The 17,955-nt window shown below is 72.3% G+C and carries 18 protein-coding genes and 1 riboswitch; of the genes, 13 read left to right on the forward strand and 5 right to left on the reverse strand.

All coding sequences use genetic code 11. The annotated features are described in order from the left end of the window. Nucleotides 1–159: 159 nt before the first annotated feature. From AC0666_RS06190 to AC0666_RS06200, 3 genes are all read left to right on the forward strand, one after another. Nucleotides 160–552: a hypothetical protein gene (locus AC0666_RS06190; RefSeq protein ID WP_468970995.1), complete on the forward strand. Its 393-nt coding sequence runs from the start codon at nucleotides 160–162 to the stop codon at nucleotides 550–552. 170 nt (nucleotides 553–722) lie between these two features. Further along, nucleotides 723–1,523, forward strand: a complete 801-nt coding sequence (locus AC0666_RS06195; RefSeq protein ID WP_361720492.1) for a carbon-nitrogen hydrolase family protein — start codon at nucleotides 723–725, stop codon at nucleotides 1,521–1,523. A 51-nt stretch (nucleotides 1,524–1,574) separates the two neighbouring features. Beyond that, nucleotides 1,575–3,272 (forward strand): flavin monoamine oxidase family protein, encoded by a 1,698-nt coding sequence (locus AC0666_RS06200; protein ID WP_361720495.1) that lies wholly within the window; start codon nucleotides 1,575–1,577, stop codon nucleotides 3,270–3,272. Nucleotides 3,273–3,399: 127 nt separating this feature from the next. Here the strand turns inward: AC0666_RS06200 and AC0666_RS06205 are convergent, their stop codons facing one another. Together AC0666_RS06205 and AC0666_RS06210 are read right to left on the reverse strand one after the other, a co-directional pair. Continuing rightward, nucleotides 3,400–4,041: a DUF5995 family protein gene (locus tag AC0666_RS06205; RefSeq protein WP_468970999.1), complete on the reverse strand. Its 642-nt coding sequence runs from the start codon at nucleotides 4,039–4,041 to the stop codon at nucleotides 3,400–3,402. Between the two features lie 143 nt (nucleotides 4,042–4,184). Next, nucleotides 4,185–5,414: an MFS transporter gene (locus AC0666_RS06210; protein ID WP_478707172.1), complete on the reverse strand. Its 1,230-nt coding sequence runs from the start codon at nucleotides 5,412–5,414 to the stop codon at nucleotides 4,185–4,187. Between the two features lie 55 nt (nucleotides 5,415–5,469). On the opposite strand from AC0666_RS06210, the gene AC0666_RS06215 reads away from it, so the two are divergent. After that, entirely contained in the window at nucleotides 5,470–6,672 is a 1,203-nt protein-coding gene (locus AC0666_RS06215) for an ROK family transcriptional regulator (protein ID WP_468971005.1), read from the forward strand. A 126-nt stretch (nucleotides 6,673–6,798) separates the two neighbouring features. After that, nucleotides 6,799–7,197, forward strand: a complete 399-nt coding sequence (locus AC0666_RS06220; RefSeq protein ID WP_468971008.1) for a DNA glycosylase AlkZ-like family protein — start codon at nucleotides 6,799–6,801, stop codon at nucleotides 7,195–7,197. Between the two features lie 43 nt (nucleotides 7,198–7,240). Here the strand turns inward: AC0666_RS06220 and AC0666_RS06225 are convergent, their stop codons facing one another. From AC0666_RS06225 to AC0666_RS06235, 3 genes are all read right to left on the reverse strand, one after another. Beyond that, nucleotides 7,241–7,984: an SDR family oxidoreductase gene (locus AC0666_RS06225; protein WP_478707173.1), complete on the reverse strand. Its 744-nt coding sequence runs from the start codon at nucleotides 7,982–7,984 to the stop codon at nucleotides 7,241–7,243. Nucleotides 7,985–8,039: 55 nt separating this feature from the next. Then, nucleotides 8,040–8,924, reverse strand: a complete 885-nt coding sequence (locus AC0666_RS06230) for an RNA polymerase sigma-70 factor (protein ID WP_468583567.1) — start codon at nucleotides 8,922–8,924, stop codon at nucleotides 8,040–8,042. Between the two features lie 73 nt (nucleotides 8,925–8,997). Beyond that, nucleotides 8,998–11,355: a chitinase C-terminal domain-containing protein gene (locus AC0666_RS06235; protein WP_478707174.1), complete on the reverse strand. Its 2,358-nt coding sequence runs from the start codon at nucleotides 11,353–11,355 to the stop codon at nucleotides 8,998–9,000. A 278-nt stretch (nucleotides 11,356–11,633) separates the two neighbouring features. After that, a riboswitch (FMN riboswitch) is annotated at nucleotides 11,634–11,763 on the forward strand. A 150-nt stretch (nucleotides 11,764–11,913) separates the two neighbouring features. On the opposite strand from AC0666_RS06235, the gene ribD reads away from it, so the two are divergent. The 8 genes from ribD to AC0666_RS06275 all read left to right on the forward strand — a co-directional run bounded on the left by ribD (nucleotide 11,914) and on the right by AC0666_RS06275 (nucleotide 17,917). After that, nucleotides 11,914–13,050, forward strand: a complete 1,137-nt coding sequence (gene ribD / locus AC0666_RS06240) for a bifunctional diaminohydroxyphosphoribosylaminopyrimidine deaminase/5-amino-6-(5-phosphoribosylamino)uracil reductase RibD (RefSeq protein ID WP_478707175.1) — start codon at nucleotides 11,914–11,916, stop codon at nucleotides 13,048–13,050. Further along, nucleotides 13,051–13,674 carry a riboflavin synthase gene (locus tag AC0666_RS06245; RefSeq protein WP_356850893.1) on the forward strand — a complete coding sequence of 208 codons (624 nt, stop codon included), beginning with the start codon at nucleotides 13,051–13,053 and terminating at the stop codon, nucleotides 13,672–13,674. Next, nucleotides 13,671–14,324, forward strand: coding sequence for a nicotinamide mononucleotide transporter family protein (locus AC0666_RS06250; protein ID WP_361720519.1), 654 nt, complete (start codon nucleotides 13,671–13,673; stop codon nucleotides 14,322–14,324). Before AC0666_RS06245 ends, AC0666_RS06250 begins: the two co-directional genes overlap by 4 nt. Then, nucleotides 14,321–15,625, forward strand: a complete 1,305-nt coding sequence (locus tag AC0666_RS06255) for a bifunctional 3,4-dihydroxy-2-butanone-4-phosphate synthase/GTP cyclohydrolase II (RefSeq protein WP_468971022.1) — start codon at nucleotides 14,321–14,323, stop codon at nucleotides 15,623–15,625. The genes AC0666_RS06250 and AC0666_RS06255 overlap by 4 nt, the downstream gene beginning before the upstream one ends. A 55-nt stretch (nucleotides 15,626–15,680) precedes the next feature. Beyond that, nucleotides 15,681–16,166: a 6,7-dimethyl-8-ribityllumazine synthase gene (ribH, locus tag AC0666_RS06260; RefSeq protein WP_007262951.1), complete on the forward strand. Its 486-nt coding sequence runs from the start codon at nucleotides 15,681–15,683 to the stop codon at nucleotides 16,164–16,166. Nucleotides 16,167–16,201: 35 nt separating this feature from the next. Then, nucleotides 16,202–16,483 (forward strand): phosphoribosyl-ATP diphosphatase, encoded by a 282-nt coding sequence (locus AC0666_RS06265; protein ID WP_361720526.1) that lies wholly within the window; start codon nucleotides 16,202–16,204, stop codon nucleotides 16,481–16,483. A gap of 66 nt (nucleotides 16,484–16,549) precedes the next feature. Beyond that, complete coding sequence (gene hisG, locus AC0666_RS06270) at nucleotides 16,550–17,398, forward strand: ATP phosphoribosyltransferase (protein ID WP_468583558.1); 849 nt, start codon at nucleotides 16,550–16,552, stop codon at nucleotides 17,396–17,398. 54 nt (nucleotides 17,399–17,452) lie between these two features. Beyond that, nucleotides 17,453–17,917 carry a PH domain-containing protein gene (locus AC0666_RS06275; protein WP_478707176.1) on the forward strand — a complete coding sequence of 155 codons (465 nt, stop codon included), beginning with the start codon at nucleotides 17,453–17,455 and terminating at the stop codon, nucleotides 17,915–17,917. The last annotated feature ends 38 nt before the right edge of the window (nucleotides 17,918–17,955 follow it).

Here is a 17,955-nt window from a genome sequence, read left to right on the forward strand (position 1 = left end):
GCCCGCCGGCACCGGCCGTCCTTCGCCGACGCCCGCCGGCGCCCGCCCGCCCCGGCCGTCGTTCGCCGGCGCCCGCCCCGGCCGCGTACGTCTCCCGCACGGCCCCGTGACCCGGCGCGCAGCCCGCCGCCGGGCGTTCCGCCACGCCCCAGGAGAGTCATGCTTCAGATGGTCCTGCCCCGTACCGGCCCGGCGCCCGCCCTGCGGGGCCGCATCGGCGCCGGGTTCTCCCCGGTCCCGCACCGCTACCGCCTCTACCTGTCCGACGGCTGTCCGCTCTCCGGGCGCGTAGCGGACACCCTGGCCCTGCTCGGGCTGGATCGAAGCGTCGCCGCCACCGTGCTCGGGCCGCAGGCCTCGTACACCGCACTGCGCCGGGCCTACGAGGCCGCCGGACACCACTACGACGGCACCCTGGCCGTCCCCGCCCTGTGCGACACCTGGAGCGGTCGCATCGTCAGCAACGACACCACCGATATCCTGGAGGACCTGCGCCGCATGAGCGCCCACCCCGCCTTCCGCGGGGACCCCGGAGGCGCCGGGGACGCCTGAGACCGCCCTCCCGCGAGGCACCACAGGCCCCGGCGCAACGAATCTCCGCCCCGCGCCGGAAACACGCAACGATTCGATGCGCGGAGCGCAACAGTCACGGCTTGTCGGGGTCGAACGCGCAAACGTACCTTCGTAGGACACCCCACCCCTCCTGCCCCAGAGGTACGCCCATGCCCCCGCTGCGCACCGCCCTCCTCCAGAGCTCCGGACGGCTCGGCGACACCGCCGAGAACCTGAAGGCGCTCGACGAGGCCGCGGCGCGCGCCGCACAGGCGGGGGCCGGACTCCTCGTGACCTCGGAGATGTTCCTCACCGGCTACGCCCTGCCGGTCGAGGACATCGCCGGTCTCGCCGAGCCGGCCGACGGCGAATCCGCCCACGCCATCGGCTCGATCGCCCGCCGCCACGGGGTCGCCGTCCTGTACGGCTACCCCGAGCGGGACGGCGAGACCGTCTACAACGCGGCGCAGCTCATCGGCCCCGACGGGACGCGGCTCGCGAACTACCGCAAGACCCACCTCTTCGGCTGCTTCGAGCAGGAGGCCTTCACGCCCGGCGACACCCCCGTCGTCCAGGCGGACCTGGGCGGCCTCCGCATCGGCATCATGATCTGCTACGACGTGGAGTTCCCGGAGAACGTGCGGGCCCACGCGCTGGCCGGCACCGACCTCCTCCTGGTGCCGACCGCGCAGATGCACCCGTTCCAGTTCGTCGCCGAACAGCTCGTCCCCGTACGGGCCTTCGAGAACCAGATGTACATCGCGTACGTCAACCGCACCGGCCCCGAAGGCGAGTTCGAGTTCGTCGGACTCAGCTGCCTGGCGAGCCCCGACGGGGCCACCCGCACCCGGGCCGGCCGCGGCGAGGAGCTGGTGTTCGGCGAGGCCGACCCCGAGCTGCTGCGCGCCTCCCGCGAGACCAACCCCTACCTGCGCGACCGCCGCCCCGGGCTCTACGCCTCCCTCGTCTGAGCCCCGCCCGCGCCCTCCCCCCCTGCCCCACCCTGCAAGGAGCCGTACCCCATGACGTCCACGGTGCCCACCACCGCCGTCCCGCACAGCGACGGACAGCCGCCGATCACCATGTTCGGCCCGGACTTCCCGTACGCGTACGACGACTTCCTCGCCCACCCGGCGGGGCTGGGCCAGATACCGGCGACGGAGCACGGCACCGAGGTCGCCGTCATCGGCGGCGGCCTGTCCGGGATCATCTCCGCGTACGAGCTGATGAAGATGGGCCTCAAGCCCGTCGTCTACGAGGCCGACCAGATCGGCGGCCGGCTGCGGACCGTGGGCTTCGAGGGTACCGGCACCGAGGGTCTGACCGCGGAGATGGGCGCCATGCGCTTCCCGCCCTCCTCCACGGCGCTCCAGCACTACATCGACCTCGTCGGCCTGGTCACCGAGCCCTTCCCGAACCCGCTCGCCGAGGCCACCCCCTCGACCGTCGTGGACCTCAAGGGCGAGACCCACTACGCCGAGACCATCGCCGACCTGCCGCAGATCTACCGCGACGTCGCGGACGCGTGGAACGCGTGCCTCGACGAGGGCGCCGACTTCTCCGACATGAACCGGGCGATGCGCGAGCGCGACGTCCCGCGCATCCGCGAGATCTGGGCCAAGCTCGTCGAGAAGCTCGACAACGAGACCTTCTACGGGTTCCTCTGCAAGTCCGAGGCCTTCCAGTCCTTCCGCAAGCGCGAGATCTTCGGCCAGGTCGGCTTCGGCACGGGCGGCTGGGACACCGACTTCCCGAACTCCATCCTGGAGATCCTGCGCGTCGTCTACACCGAGGCGGACGACCACCACCGCGGCATCGTCGGCGGCTCGCAGCAGCTGCCGCTGCGCCTGTGGGAGCGCGAGCCCGAGAAGATCGTCCACTGGGCCCCGGGCACCTCGCTGTCCTCCCTGCACGAGGGCACCCCGCGCCCGGCGGTGACCCGCCTGCACCGCACGGCCGGGAACCGCATCACGGTCACCGACGCCTCCGGCGACATCCGCACCTACCGCGCGGCGATCTTCACCGCACAGTCCTGGATGCTGCTGTCCAAGATCGCGTGCGACGACTCGCTGTTCCCGATCGACCACTGGACGGCGATGGAGCGCACCCACTACATGGAGAGCTCGAAGCTCTTCATCCCGGTGGACCGCCCGTTCTGGCTCGACAAGGACGAGGAGACGGGCCGCGACGTCATGTCGATGACCCTCACGGACCGCATGACGCGCGGCACGTACCTCCTGGACAACGGTCCCGACCAGCCGGCCGTCATCTGCCTGTCGTACACCTGGTGCGACGACAGCCTGAAGTGGCTGCCGCTGTCCGCGAACGAGCGGATGGAGGTCATGCTGAAGTCTCTCGGCGAGATCTACCCGAAGGTCGACATCCGACGCCACATCATCGGCAACCCGGTGACGGTGTCGTGGGAGAACGAGCCGTACTTCATGGGCGCGTTCAAGGCCAACCTCCCCGGCCACTACCGCTACCAGCGGCGCCTGTTCACCCACTTCATGCAGGACCGCCTCCCCGAGGACAAGCGCGGCATCTTCCTCGCGGGCGACGACATCTCCTGGACGGCCGGCTGGGCCGAGGGTGCGGTCCAGACCGCCCTGAACGCCGTCTGGGGCGTCATGCACCACCTCGGCGGCTCGACCGACGCCACCAACCCCGGCCCGGGCGACGTCTACGACGAGATCGCCCCGGTCGAACTCCCGGAGGACTGACCCGCCCGGTCCCTCCGGCCCCGTGACCACGGGCCGCCCCCGCGCACACAGCGCGGCGGCGGCCCGTTTTCACATGCCGTACGCGGCTCCTGCCGGGTGCTTCGCCGGGGCGCTTCGGCCGGTGGGATCAGCCGGTCGGGGTCAGCAGGCAGCGGCCCACCAGACCCACGCCCGCGTCCAGGGACTCCGTGAATTCCTCGGCCAGTTCGGGCGTACGGCGCAGGGTCCACAGCAGGCGGGCCGCCGACCAGGCGGCGCCGCGGGCCCGGTCCAGGCTCCAGGAGCCGAGCAGGTGCGTCAGCGGGTCGGCGATCTCCAGCAGGTCGGGGCCCGGCATCAGGTCCTCCCGGATGTGCTCCTCCAGGCAGACCAGGGTGTCGCCGACCCGGTCGAAATCGGCCTCCAGGGCCCGCGGTTCGCAGTCCAGCGCCCGGCAGGTGGACACCACCGCCAGGGCCAGGTCGTGCCCGATGTGCGCGTTGATCCCGGCCAGCGCGTGCTGCAGCGGCCGCACCCCGGGATGGCGGCGGTACTGGAGCAACGGCCGCCAGCAGGCCGGGGCACGGTCCGCCTCCACCGCCGTCAGGTACCGCTCGGCGAAGCGGACGCTCAGGGTCTGCGCCCGCCGCGGCGAGGGGAACTCCCCGCGGCCGATGCGCTCGTGCAGGGTCTGCGTGACCGTCAGGTACACCCGGTTGAAGACGGCGACACCGTCCTGCGCGGGGAGCCGCTCGTCCAGGGCGCGCATCCGCGCGAGCACCGCTTCCATGGGAGGCAGGGTCCCAGCCGTGGGCGCGGATCCGGGGAACTTGGCCGTGCGCTTCGCCGGTTCGGGCGAACCCGGTTGCGGAAGAGCGCCGAGAACGAGAGCGAACGGCCCGCGTACGAAACGGCCGTGCCGACGGCCGGGCCCTACGCGACGGGGGGATACGGGCGGACACGGGCGGGTTCATCCCGATCGGCGGGCTCCGCCGCACGCGCGGCCGGCCGTTGCCGCAGTACGGCCGCACCCGCCACCAGCGCGAACGCCAGCAGGGTGACCAGCCCGAAGGAGACCACGAGGGAGCTCGCGTCCGCCACCGCGCCGATCGCCGAGGGCGCGATCAGTCCCGAGGTGTACGTGATCGTGGCGACACCGGCGATGGCCTGCGCCGGGGCCGGCCCGCTGCGGGCGGCCGCCGCGAAGGCCAGCGGGACCACGACCGAGATGCCGAGCCCGATCAGTGCGAACCCGCCCAGGGCCGCGGCCGGATGGCCGGCCGTCACCACGAGCAGCCCGCCCGCGGTGGCCAGGACGCCGCCTGCCCGGACCGTGCGCACCGGCCCGAACCGGTCCACCACCCGGTCGCCGGCCAGCCGGGCGGCGGCCATCGTGAGAGCGAAGGCGGTGGTCGAGGCGGCTGCGAGGCCGGCGTCGGTGTCGAGCACGTCCCGCAGGTAGACCGCCGACCAGTCCAGGCTCGCCCCCTCCGCGAAGACCGCGCAGAAGCCGATCGCCCCGATCAGCAGCGCGGACCGCGGCGGCAGTGCGAAATGAGCCGGAGCCTCGGCCCCGGCCGCGCTGCGCAGATCGAGCACGCCCCGTACGCAGACCAGCCCGGCCGCGGTCAGGGCCAGCGCGGCGAGCAGGTGGTGCAGCCGGGCGTCGGCACCGGTGTGGGCGGCGACGGTGCCGGCGGCCGAGCCCAGCAGCGCGCCCACGCTCCACATGCCGTGCAGGGAGGACATGACCGAGCGGCCGAGCCGGTTCTCGGTCTCCACGCCCAGTGCGTTCATCGCCACGTCCGACATCCCCGAGGTGGCCCCGTAGACGAGGAGGGCGAAGCACAGGGTCGCCAGGTTCGGCGCGAGGGCCGGCAGGACGAGGGACAGGGTCCACAGGGCCAGCAGGCCGCGCAGTGCGGGGCGGGCCCCGAAACGGTGGTTGATCCGCCCCGCCAGCGGCATCGCGAGCGCCGCGCCGAGGGCCGGGAAGGCCAGGGCAAGCCCCAGGGAGCCCGCGCCGAGGTGGGCGTGCTCCTGGATCCACGGGATGCGGGTGGCGAAGGAGCCGGTGACGGCTCCGTGCGTGCAGAAGACGGCGGCTATGGCGAGGCGGGCTTGGCGCAGGCGCGCAGGGCTGAGGTCGGTTTCCCCGGTCATGGCATTAAACTATCAGGGAACCTGCCTGATAGTGAGGGGCGGGAAGCTGCCTAGGATGGGCGCCGTGACTCCTGCCAATGCCCTGACCGCCGTCGCCGTGTCACCTGCATCGACGTCGTCCGTCTCCCCCGCCCCGCCCGTGACGCCGGCGTCGCCGAGCACGGCCCGGGCCATCAACGACCGGCTCGCCCTGCAACTCCTCCAGGAGGAGGGGCCGCTGACGGCCACCCAGCTCAAGGCGAAGACCGGCCTCTCCCGCCCGTCGGTCGCCGACCTGGTCGAACGGCTCGCCCACGCCGGGCTGATCGAGGTCGTGGGGGAGTCCGGGGAACAGCGCCGCGGCCCGAACGCCCGGCTGTACGGGATCGTCGCCCGCCGGGCCCATCTGGCGGCCCTCGACGTACGGACGGACCGTGCGACCGCGGTGGTCACGGACCTGCTGGGCCGGCCGCTCGCAGAGGCCGCACTGCCGGTGGACGCCGTCGACGAGGCCGTCGACGTCCTGGAGGCCCTCGCCAGGGAGGCCGGCGCCGATCCGCTGCACACGGTGGTGGTCGGAGCCCCGGGCCTGGTCGCGCCGGGCAGCGGGGAACTGCGCGGCACGGCCGGACTGCCCTCCTGGCACCGCGACCTCGTCGCCGCCCTCGGGCGGCGGCTGCCGGCCACGGTGGTGGTGGAGAACGAGACCAACCTCGCCGCCCTCGCGGAGCAGCGGGTGGGCGCCGCCCGGGACCTGGACTCCTTCGTGCTGCTGTGGCTCGGCGCGGGCGTCGGCGCGGCAGTGGTCCTGGACGGCCGGCTGCGCCGGGGGGCCTCCGGCGGGGCGGGGGAGATCGGCTTCCTGCCGGTGCCGGGCACGGACGGGCTGCCCTCCGCCAGGGACTGCGGGGGTGGCTTCCACGCGCTGGCGGGCCGCGAGGCGGTGGCCGCGCTGGCCACGGAGCACGGTTTCACCGGGCCGGTGGAGGAGGCGGTGGCCGGCGCCGCCGGGACCGCCTTCCTGGAAGCCCTCGCGGCGCGGCTCGCCCTCGGTGCGGCGGCCGTCGCGGCCGTCCTGGACCCGGGGTGCGTGGTCCTGGCGGGGGAGCTCGGCCGGGCGGGCGGGGACGCGCTGGCGGCCGCGGTCGCCGCCCGGCTGGCCACGCTGACCCCGGTCCCCACCGAGGTCCGCGCCACCGCACTCGGAGGCCCGGCGGTCCTCACGGGCGCCCGCCTGGCCGCCCGCGAAGCCGCCCAGAACACCCTCTTCGGCCCCTGACGGCCGAGCGCCGGGCGGCGGAGCCGCGGGCGGCCGAGTGCCTGACGGCGGCGCCCCTGTCGGCCGAGCCCCGGGCAGCCGAGTCCCGGGCGGCCGAGCCGCCGGCCGGCCGGTAGCGTCGGGGACGTGCCCACCAGCAGCGTGGCCTGGGCCGCGGTGAACGCCCGGCGGCTCCGCCGGCAGTTCCTCACCGGCCCCGCCCCACCCGGCGTCCACGCCGCCGAAGTCGCCGCAGCCATGCTGGGCGCGCAGGCCCAGGTCCTGTCCGCCGCCGAGTTCTCCCTCGCGCTCCGCCTCGACGGAGCCACCCGCACGGACGTCCACCGGGCGCTGTGGACGGACCGGTCGCTGGTCAAGACGTTCGGCCCCCGCGGCTGGCCGCACTCGACGCCGCGCACCGCCGAGCGCTGGAACGCGAGGCGGAACGCACCGCCGCGATCCTCGAAGGACTGCCCGACCTCACCATCGGCCCGGTGGCCGCGGGCCCGCACGCCTAGGGCGAGCCGGGAGCGCGACCGTCGGTGAACGGCACGAGACGCAGGGTCCGGAAGGCGCGGGACGCGGGGGCCTAACCGCGGCGCGCCAGGAACTCCGCGAAGGTGGTGCGGCCCACCGCATGCGACGGCGCCAGGTTGCCGCCGCGGCGGAATGCCGCGTACGCCTTGCCCGCCAGCGGAAGCGGGACGACCGGCCGCCTGCGCCCCGTCGCCGCCAGGTACGCGCGGCCCAGCTCCACCAGGGTGTGGATCTCCGGGCCGCCCATGTCGGGGACCCGGCCCGCCGGGGTCGGGACCGCCAGCTCCGCCATCCGGTCGGCGACCTCCTCGACGGAGATCGGCTGCACCCGGACGCCCTTCGGCAGCGGCACCGGCAGCACCGGCACCTTCGCCAGCGTCTCCGTCACCGTCGCCACCAGGTCGTGGAACTGGGTCGTCCGCAGGATCGTCGCGCCCAGCCCCGAGTCCTCCAGCAGCCGCTCCACCTTGTACTTCACCTCGTAGTACGCGAAGGGCACCACATCCACCCCGACGATCGAGATGTACACGATGTTCGTGACCGTCCCCGCCCGCCGGGCAGCCTCGACCAGATGTCCGGCGGCCACGTCGTCACCGCCCCGCGGCGTGCTCGCGCAGTGCACCACCACCTCCGCGCCGGCCATCGCCGCGTCCAGCCCGCTGCCGTCGCGCAGGTCCACCGGGTGGTCCTTCGCGCGCCGGCTCAGGACGCGCACGTCGTGGCCCGCCGCGCGCAGCCTCGCGACGACCAGCGTGCCGAGGGTCCCGGTGCCTCCGGTGACGAGGATGGTGCTCATGGTGTCCGTTCCTTCCCAGAAGGGGATGCGTTCACCAGCCGAGACCGGACAGCCCTCAGGAATGTGACAGCTGCCGCTGGAGGAACTCCAGCTTCTCCGGGTTCAGCACACTGCGCATACCGCTGACCAGCCCGTCCTCGAACTCGACCAGCAGGACTCCGGCCCCGCCGAACACCAGCGCCGGCTCCCCGTTGACCTCCGCGAAGGTGAGCGAGTGGCCGCCCGTCCACTTGCGCAGCACGCCCACCAGGAACCTGGCCACCTTGTCCCGGCCCAGGACGGGCCGCCGGGCCGCGCTGACGACCCCGCCGCCGTCCCCCACGAACCGCGCATCGGCGGTCAGCAGGCTCTCCAGCCGGGTCAGGTCGCCGTCCCGCGCCGCCGTCAGGAAGGTCTCCACCAGGCTCCGCCACTGCTCGGGGTCCGGCGCGAAGCGCGGCTTCGGAGCGGACACCCGGCCCGCGGCCCGCCGGTAGAGCTGGCGGCAGTTGGCCTCGGACAGGTCCAGGAGCCCGGCGATCTCGCGGTGGCCGTACGCGAAGGCCTCGCGCAGCACGTACACCGCCCGCTCGACCGGTGTGAGCTGCTCCAGCAGCACCAGCAGGGCCATCGAGACGCTGTCCCGCTGCTCCGCCGACTCCAGCGGGCCGAGCGTTCCGTCCCCGGTGAGCACGGGCTCCGGAAGCCAGGGCCCTGCGTACTCCTCGCGCCGGGCCCGCGCCGAGGTGAGGCGGTTCAGGCACAGGTGCGTGACGACCTTGGCGAGCCAGGCCCCCGGGTGTTCGATCTGCTCGCGGTCGGCGGAGCTCCAGCGCAGGTAGGCGTCCTGGACGGTGTCCTCGGCCTCGGCGGCGGAGCCGAGCATGCGGTAGGCGATGCCGAACATCCGGCCCCGGTGCTCCTCGAAATCCGCGGCCGAGGCGGCTGTCTGTGTGCTCACGGCAGCAGCGTACGTGCGAGGACCCGGTGGCCGCCGGGCCACCGGGTCCTCACGCTTCCTCATCCGGAGCGCGTCAACAGGCGCCCTGGTCCTTCCAGACGCCCCAGTCGCCCGTGGTGCCCGGCTCCTCGTTCTGGGTCCACCACTGCGCCTTCCAGCGGTGCCCCTTGTGGGACACGACCTGCCCGGCGGTGTATACCGTGCCCGCCGCGTACGCCTGGCCGGTGCACGTGCCGCCCGGAGGCGGGCTGGTCGGCGGCGTGGTCGTGGGCGGGGGAGTGGTCGGCGGGGTGGTCGGCGTGGTGGTCGCACCGCCGGGCTCGACGACGGTCGTACCGCGGGCCAGGTCACCGGCGAGGGCGTACGTGCTCCCGCCGAAGCTCACCGTCCAGTTGGACGGGGTCGAGGTCGGCAGGTAGTAGACGAAGTCGATCTCCGCGGAGGCGCCCGGTGCCAGCGACTGCCAGGACGGCAGCTTGAGCGAGACCCGGTTGTAGTCGCCCTTGAGACCGCCGACGTTGCTGCCCGTGTGGTCGCTGCGGATGACCGCGGTGCCCCAACCCGACTGGTCCTTGGCGTTGTTCGGCGCCGAGGAGGAGTAGTCGAACTGGAACTCCGTACCGCCCGGGAGGGTCGCCTTCGTGTTGTTGGTGATCTTCAGCTTGGGGCTGATCGGGTAGTTGGAGTCGCCCAGCGGGAACTGCCCGAAGTCCACGTCCACCTTGATCGCCTGGCTCGGCAGGGCGGTGGTGGCGCGTTTGGCTCCGTACGGGGCCGCCGACTTGAACTTCTCGTACATCGTGGTGGTGAGCGTGTCGCCCATCTCGTACTGGCCCTTGGCGGAGTTGTACGCGTAGTCGCCCGCCAGCTCCCAGACCATGGTGCCGCCGATGCCCTTGTTCACCACGTAGTCGGCCTTGGCGGCGACCGACTGCTCGTCCTCCGTCGACAGGAAGACCTTCTTCTGCTCGTTCCACAGCCACGGAGCCACCAGCGTGGAGCTGTACTTGCGTACGTAGGTGCCGGTCAGGGTGGTGTTCGCGGGGAAACCGTACCGGGTGGCGTAGTCGCCGACGACCCCCTTCTCCAGGTTCTTGGCGTGCCACATCGGGTTGGAGCCGGCCGGGGACTCGACCCCGTTGGTGTCCAGGTCGTGCCACAGGTTGTCGATGCCGACCGCGCCGTCACCGCACTTGGTCAGGCCCGCGCCGGCCGGGCACGCGGTGGCCGGGGCCTTGCCCCACAGGCCGTCGGTGCCGCCCTGCACGTTCTTGAAACCGCGGGTGTAGTACGGCAGGCCCATGTTGATGCGGCCCGACGGCATGGAGCCGCGGAAGTAGTGATAGGCCCAGTCGGAGTTGAGGTAGCCGATGCCGCCGTACTGGGAGGTGGAGTAGACGCCCGCGGCGGCGAGTTCGCCGTCCTTGCCGTCGTCGAACAGGGAGGCGTTCGGGCCGACGTATTCGTTCCAGGCGCCGTGCAGGTCGTAGGACATGATGTTGACGTAGTCCAGGTACTTCTGCATCTGGAAGGTCTCCATGCCCCGCAGCAGGTAGCCGGAGGAGGGGGCAGCGACGGAGAGCAGGTAGTGCCTGCCGTCGGCGGCGCCCGCGCGGTCGAGCTTCTCGCGCAGCGACTTCATCAGGGCCGCGTAGCCCTTGACCAGCCCGGCTCGCCGCGCATTGGAGAGCTGCCAGTCCAGCGGGTTGCCCGCGTCCTTCATCGTGGTCGGGTACTCGTAGTCGATGTCGACGCCGTTGAAGCCGTACTTGCGGATGAATTCGACCGAGGAGTCCGCGAAGGTGTCGATGCCGGCCTGGTTGACGGAGCCGTCGGCGTTGGTGGCCATCGAGTAGAAGCCGCCGGAGGCGACCCGGTTGCCGTCGTCGCCGAAGTAGCCCCCGGTCTCCGTCCAGCCGCCGACCGAGATCAGCGTCTTGACGCCGGGGTACTGCTTCTTGAACTTGTTGAGCAGGTTGAAGTGGCCCTTGTAGGGGAGGGCCGGATCCATCTCGGCGCCCGCGACGCCCGGCCAGGTCGTCCCGGTGGCGGCGTTGTTCGCGTTGTCCGCGCCGACGGAGATCCTGTTGTCGGCGCCGACGTGGGCGAAGGCGTAGTTGAGGTGGGTGACCTTGGACCAGGGGACGTTGCCGGCGAGGTAGGCGGGGGTGCCGTCCTTGCCGGTGCGCCAGCCGGTGAAGTATCCGATGACGCGTCGCTGGTGGTCGGCGCCCATCTTCTCGCGGCCCTCGGAGTCGTAGACCGAGCAGTAGGGGACGTCGACGCCGGCCGTCTTGTAGAGCCCGTCCGGGCGACAGCCTTCGTTGTCGGCGGCCTGGGAGACGCCCGCCGAAAGCCCGCCCACCAGCAGTCCGGCTATTGCGGCGCCGGATACCAGGAGCATCGCTCTCGTACGTGTGGGGGACAGCATGGTGCCTCCTGGGGAGGGGAGGAGGGGGGCACGGAAAGGGCACAACAGGCGTACGTGTGGTGCGTGTCGGCCCGTGACGTGCGCACATCTGACGGGCTGTCTCCCGGGGAAGATGAAGGGAACGTTAAGAGGACTAGACCACCTCGTCAATAGGTCTGGACCAACCGCGGCGGGACCTGACGGACTCCGGCCGGAAGGCCGTCCTGTGACCCAGGCCACAGCTCCTCACTCGCATGGCCGCCGATCACCCGTGGCAGACTGGCTCCAGTACCAGTAAGCAGCGCACTCCGGGGTCGGTGTAATTCCGAACCGGCGGTATAGTCCGCGACCCGTCCGCAGCCAGCGGCCGGTTGACCAGGTGAAATTCCTGGACCGACGGTGAAAGTCCGGATGGGAGGCAGTGCGCGGCGGGCCAGTCACCGGTACGCCGCCGTCGGCGGTTCATCGGCGTATCCCTGCGGATATGTCCGGACGGACCGTTTCTCCGGCCTCGGCGTCTCCGTGTGTGCTGTACCGCTTCATCTGTCGTATCCCGACAGGCCCCGGAGTCCGTGCCCGATGAGGCAGGAGGACCCGGTGGCGAACCACGCCGCGTACGCAGCGCACAGCGCCGACGCCGACGTATCCGCCATGCGCCGCGCCATCGCACTCGCAGCCCGCGGACTCGGCTCCACCAGCCCCAACCCCGTCGTCGGCTGCGTCATCACCGATGCCGCCGGCGCCCCCGTCGGCGAGGGCTGGCACGAGCAGGCCGGCGGCCCCCACGCCGAGGTGCACGCCCTGCGCGCCGCAGGCGAAGCCGCCCGCGGCGGCACCGCCTACGTCACCCTGGAGCCCTGCAACCACACCGGCCGTACGGGACCCTGCGCGCAGGCCCTCGCCGAGGCCGGCATCGCCCGCGTCGTCTACGCCGTCGCCGACCCGAACCCGCAGGCCAGCGGGGGCGCCGCCACGCTGCGCGCCGCCGGGGTCGAGACCGAGGGCGGGCTCCTGGAAGCCGAGGCCGAGGCCGGCAACACCGCCTGGCTCACCTCCGTACGCCTGGGCCGCCCGCACGTGACCTGGAAGTACGCCGCCACCCTCGACGGCCGCAGCGCCGCCTCGGACGGCACCAGCCGCTGGATCACCTGCCCGGAATCCCGCGCCGACGTCCACCGGCTGCGCGCCGAGTCCGATGCCGTCCTCGTGGGCGGTGGCACCCTGCGCGCCGACGACCCGCACCTGGCCGTGCGCGGCATCGAAGGCGCCACCCAGCCGCTGCGCATCGCCCTCGACACCCGCGCCGCCCTCCCGCCGACCGCCCGCATCCTCGACGGGGCGGCGCCCACCCTGCTCGTCGTCGGCGAGGACGCCGACACCGGGCACCTGCCGGGCGTAGACCTGCTGCGGATGCCGCTGCACGAGGGCCGCATCGCCGTCCCCGACCTGCTCACCCGCCTGCACGCCCGCGGCGTGCGCTCCATCCTTCTGGAAGGCGGCCCCACCCTCGCGGGCGCCTTCCTCCGGGCCGGGGCCGTCGACCGGGTCATCGGCTACCTCGCCCCCGCCCTCCTGGGCGCGGGCCCCGCCGCCCTCGCCGACGCCGGCATCCACACCATCACCCGCGCGGTACGCCTCGACCTCACCGAGACCGTCCGCGTCGGCACCGATCTGCGCATCACCGCCGTTCCCGCCACCGCCCCCAAGGAGCACTGAGTGTTCACCGGAATCGTCGAAGAACTGGGCGAGGTCACCGCCGTCGAGCAGCTCTCGGAGGCCTCCCGCTTCCGCCTGCGCGGCCCCGTCGTCACCGAGGGCGCCAAGCACGGCGACTCCATCGCCGTCAACGGCGTCTGCCTGACGGTCGTGGAGACCGCCGACGGCGAGTTCACCGCCGACGTCATGCAGGAGACCCTCAACCGCTCCAGCCTCGGCGCGCTCACCGAGGGCTCCCGCGTCAACCTGGAGCGCCCGATGGCGCTCGGCGGACGGCTCGGCGGCCACCTGGTCCAGGGCCACGTGGACGGCACCGGCGAGATCCTGTCCCGGACGCCCTCCGAGCACTGGGAGATCGTCCGGATCTCCCTCCCGCAGAACCTCGCGCGCTACGTCGTCGAGAAGGGCTCCATCACGGTGGACGGCGTCAGCCTCACCGTCGTCGAGGCCGGTGCCGACCACTTCAGCATCAGCCTCATCCCGACCACCCTCGCGCTGACCACCCTCGGCATCAAGCAGCCGGGCGACCCGGTCAACCTGGAGGTCGACGTCCTCGCGAAGTACGTCGAGCGCCTGCTCGCCGCCGGCGTGAACCCGCTGCACGCCCAGGAGGACCACCGGTGAGCGCCCTGACCTGGCTCAACGCGGAGGCCTTCACCGTCTTCGGACAGAAGGTCATCTGGTCCGACATGATCGGCAACCTGATGGGCCTGGCGGCCCTCGCGCTCGGCTGGCGCCGCTCCATATGGACCTGGCCCGCCCAGCTCCTGTCCGGCCTGATCCTCATCGCCGCCTACGCCTCCGCCCACCTCGCCGGCGGTGTCGGCAAGCAGCTCCTCGTCATCGGGGTGGCCGTGTTCGGCTGGCGCGCCTGGCAGCGCGGCCGACAGCAGGCCCAGGACGGGTCCATCGCCGTCCGCACCGCCGGCTGGGCCGAGCGCGGACTGCTCCTCGCCGGCGCGGCCCTGGGCACCCTCGCCGTCGGCGGCCTGTTCACCCTCTTCCCGAACCTGTCGTGGAGCCCGTGGGCCGACGCCTACATCTTCGTCGGCACCATCGTCGCGATGGTCGCCCAGGCCCGCGGCCTGGTCGAGTTCTGGTTCGCCTGGCTCCTGGTCGACCTCGTCGGCGTCCCGCTCGCCTTCAACAACGGACTGGCCTTCTCCGGCCTCGTCTACGTCGTCTACTTCGCGCTCGTCCTCTGGGGCGCCTACGACTGGTACCAGCGCTCGCGCACCGCCCCCGCCCCGGCCCTGGAAGGAGCAACGGCATGAACACCCTCGACCCCGTGCCCGCGATCGATCTCGACCTCGACCTCGAAGCGGCCTTCCGGCTCGACCCCGTCGAGCAGGCCATCCGCGACATCGCGGCCGGCCGGCCCGTGGTCGTGGTCGACGACGAGGACCGCGAGAACGAGGGCGACCTCGTCATCGCCGCCGAGAAGGCCACCCCGGAGATCGTCGCGTTCATGATGAGCGAGTGCCGCGGCCTGATCTGCGCCCCGATGGAGGGCCCGGAGCTGGAGCGCCTGGAACTGCCCCAGATGGTGCAGCACAACACCGAGTCGATGAAGACCGCCTTCACCGTCTCCGTCGACGCGAGCGCCGCCCACGGCGTCTCCACCGGAATCTCGGCCGCCGACCGCTCCACCACCCTGCGGATGCTGGCCGACGGCGTCTCCGAAGCCTCCGACTTCGTCCGCCCCGGCCACATCTTCCCGTTGCGCGCCAAGCCCGGCGGCGTCCTGGTCCGCAACGGCCACACCGAGGCGGCCGTCGACCTCGCCCGCCTCGCGGGCCTGCGCCCGGTCGGCGCGATCGTGGAGATCGCCGGCGAGGACGGCGTGATGCTGCGCCTGCCCGAGCTGATCCCCTTCGCCCGCAAGCACGGCCTGACGATCATCTCCATCGAGGACCTGATCGCCTACCGCCGCTCCGCCGAGCCGACCGTGCGCCGCGAGGCCGAGGTCAGCCTGCCGACCGCCTTCGGCGAGTTCACCGCGTACGGCTACCGCTCCACCGTCGACGGGGTCGAACACGTCGCACTCGTCCACGGCGAGATCGGCGACGGCGCCGACATCGTGGTCCGGGTCCACTCCGAGTGCCTGACCGGGGACATCTTCCAGTCCCTGCGCTGCGACTGCGGCCCCCAGCTGCACGCCTCCATGGCCCGGATCAAGGACGAGGGCCGGGGCGTGGTCGTCTACCTCCGCGGCCACGAGGGCCGCGGCATCGGACTGATGTCCAAGCTGCGCGCGTACGAGCTCCAGGAGCGCGGCCGCGACACGCTCGACGCCAACCTGGAACTCGGCCTGCCGGCCGACGCCCGCGACTACGCCGCCGGCGCCCAGATCCTGGCCGACCTCGGCGTCAAGAGCGTCAGGCTGCTGACCAACAACCCCGAGAAGGCCGCCGCCCTCGCACGACACGGGATCGAGGTCGCGCACCGCGAGCCGATGCCGACGGAGGCCGGGGAGCACAATCTGCGCTACCTGCGCACCAAGCGGGACCGGATGGGCCACGACCTGCCCTGGCTGGACCCGGCCCAGGCCGTCTCCACCTGCAACAACCAGTAACCCGTAACCAGTAACAGGCAACCAGCCAACACCAGACGTACCGAGGAGCAGAGCTGTGAGCGGCAAGGGCGCACCCGAACTGAGCGTGAAGAACTGCGGCGACCTCCGGGTCGCCGTGATCGCGGCCCAGTGGCACGAGAAGGTCATGGACGGGCTCGTCGACGGCGCCCTGCGCGCCCTGCACGAACTGGGCATCGACGAGCCCACCCTGCTGCGCGTCCCCGGCAGCTTCGAGCTCCCGGTCGTGGCGAAGGTACTGGCCGGTCGCGGTTACGATGCCATCGTCGCCCTCGGAGTGGTCATCCGCGGCGGCACCCCGCACTTCGACTACGTCTGCCAGGGCGTCACCCAGGGCCTGGTACAGGTGTCGATCGACACCGGAGTCCCCGTCGGCTTCGGCGTCCTGACCTGCGACAACGACGAGCAGGCGCTGGACCGCGCCGGACTCGAAGGGTCGAACGAGGACAAGGGGCACGAAGCGGTCACCGCCGCCGTCTCCACCGCCATGACCCTGCGGACCGTCAGCGAACCCTGGCGCTGAGTGGCGGCGGGGGACCCCTTATTCTGAGGACCATCATGGCGAACGAATCCTCCAAGACCTTCGAAGAGCTCTTCACCGAGCTCCAGCTCAAGGCCGCCAACGGCGACCCCAGCACCTCCCGTACCGCCGAACTCGTGGGCAAGGGCGTCCACGCCATCGGCAAGAAGGTCGTCGAGGAGGCCGCAGAGGTCTGGATGGCCGCCGAGTACGAGGGCAAGGAAGCCGCCGCCGAAGAGATCTCCCAGCTGCTGTACCACGTCCAGGTGATGATGGTGGCGCGCGGGATCTCCCTCGACGACGTCTACGCGCACCTCTAGGCCGGAGCTCGTCCGCGGGCCCCCCGCCCGAACCCACCATCGCACCTACGCACCCGAGGAATCCCCATGCTGCGCATCGCCGTCCCCAACAAGGGTTCACTCTCCGGACCGGCGTCGGCGATGCTCCATGAGGCCGGCTACCGCCAGCGCAAGGAGTCCAAGGAACTCGTGGTCGTCGACCCCGAGAACGAGGTGGAGTTCTTCTACCTCCGCCCCAAGGACATCGCGATCTACGTCTCCTCCGGCAAGCTCGACATCGGCATCACCGGCCGGGACCTGCTGCTCGACTCGGGCGCCAGCGCCGAGGAGATCCTGCCGCTGAACTTCGGCCGCTCCACCTTCCGCTACGCCACCAAGCCCGGCACCGCGAAGGGCCCCGAGGACTTCCAGGGCATGACGATCGCTACCTCGTACGAGGGAATCGTCGCCAAGCACCTCGCCGACCTCGGGATCGACGCCTCCGTCGTGCACCTGGACGGCGCCGTGGAGACCGCCATCCAGCTCGGCGTCGCCCAGATCATCGCGGACGTCGTCGAGACCGGCACCAGCCTGCGCAACGCCGGCCTGGAGGTCATCGGCGAGCCGATCCTCACCTCGGAGGCCGTGGTCATCCGCGGCAACGGCACCGACGCCGACAACCCGCAGGCCCAGCAGTTCCTGCGCCGTCTCCAGGGCGTCCTGGTGGCCCGCAGCTACGTGATGATGGACTACGACTGCCGCGCCGAGCACCTGGAGCGCGCGGTCGCCCTCACCCCGGGCCTGGAGTCGCCGACCGTCTCCCCGCTGCACAACGAGGGCTGGGTCGCCGTCCGCGCCATGGTTCCCGCCAAGGAAGCACAGCGGATCATGGACGACCTGTACGAGCTCGGCGCGCGCGCGATCCTCACCACCTCGATCCACGCCTGCCGCCTGTGACCCGTACGCCTGCCGCCGATCCGTACGCCACCTGAAGAAGGCAACACCAGCACCATGGACGAGTCCACCACCCAGCCCGCACCGCCCGCCCTGCCGGTCACCTTCCGGCCGACCCGCACGCGGGCCGTCCTGCTGGGCACCGGACTCGCCGTGTTCGCCACCATCACGGCGATCGCCTTCCTGCTGGAGAACCTCAGCCCCGGCGAACGGATCAGCTTCGTCTTCACCGCCGTCCTGCTGACCTCCGTGCTCGTCCTGCTCAGCCGCCCCAAGGTCGTCGCGGACGAGTCGGGCGTCACCGTCGTCAACCTCACCACCACCCGCCGCCTGGAGTGGGCGCAGATCCTGCGCGTCAACCTCCGCCCGGGCGACCCCTGGGTGTTCCTGGACCTGAGCGACGGCACCAGCCTGCCCGCCCTCGGCATCCAGCCCGGGGTGGCCCGGCAGCAGGCCATCAGCGACGCCCGCGCCCTGCGCGCCCTCGCCGAGGCCCGGGGCACCGGCCCCCACGACCGCTGAGCCGCCGCCGCGCCGGGCTCGTGCCGGCTCGAACCCCT

The organism is Streptomyces sp. NPDC043680 (genome assembly GCF_056436685.1).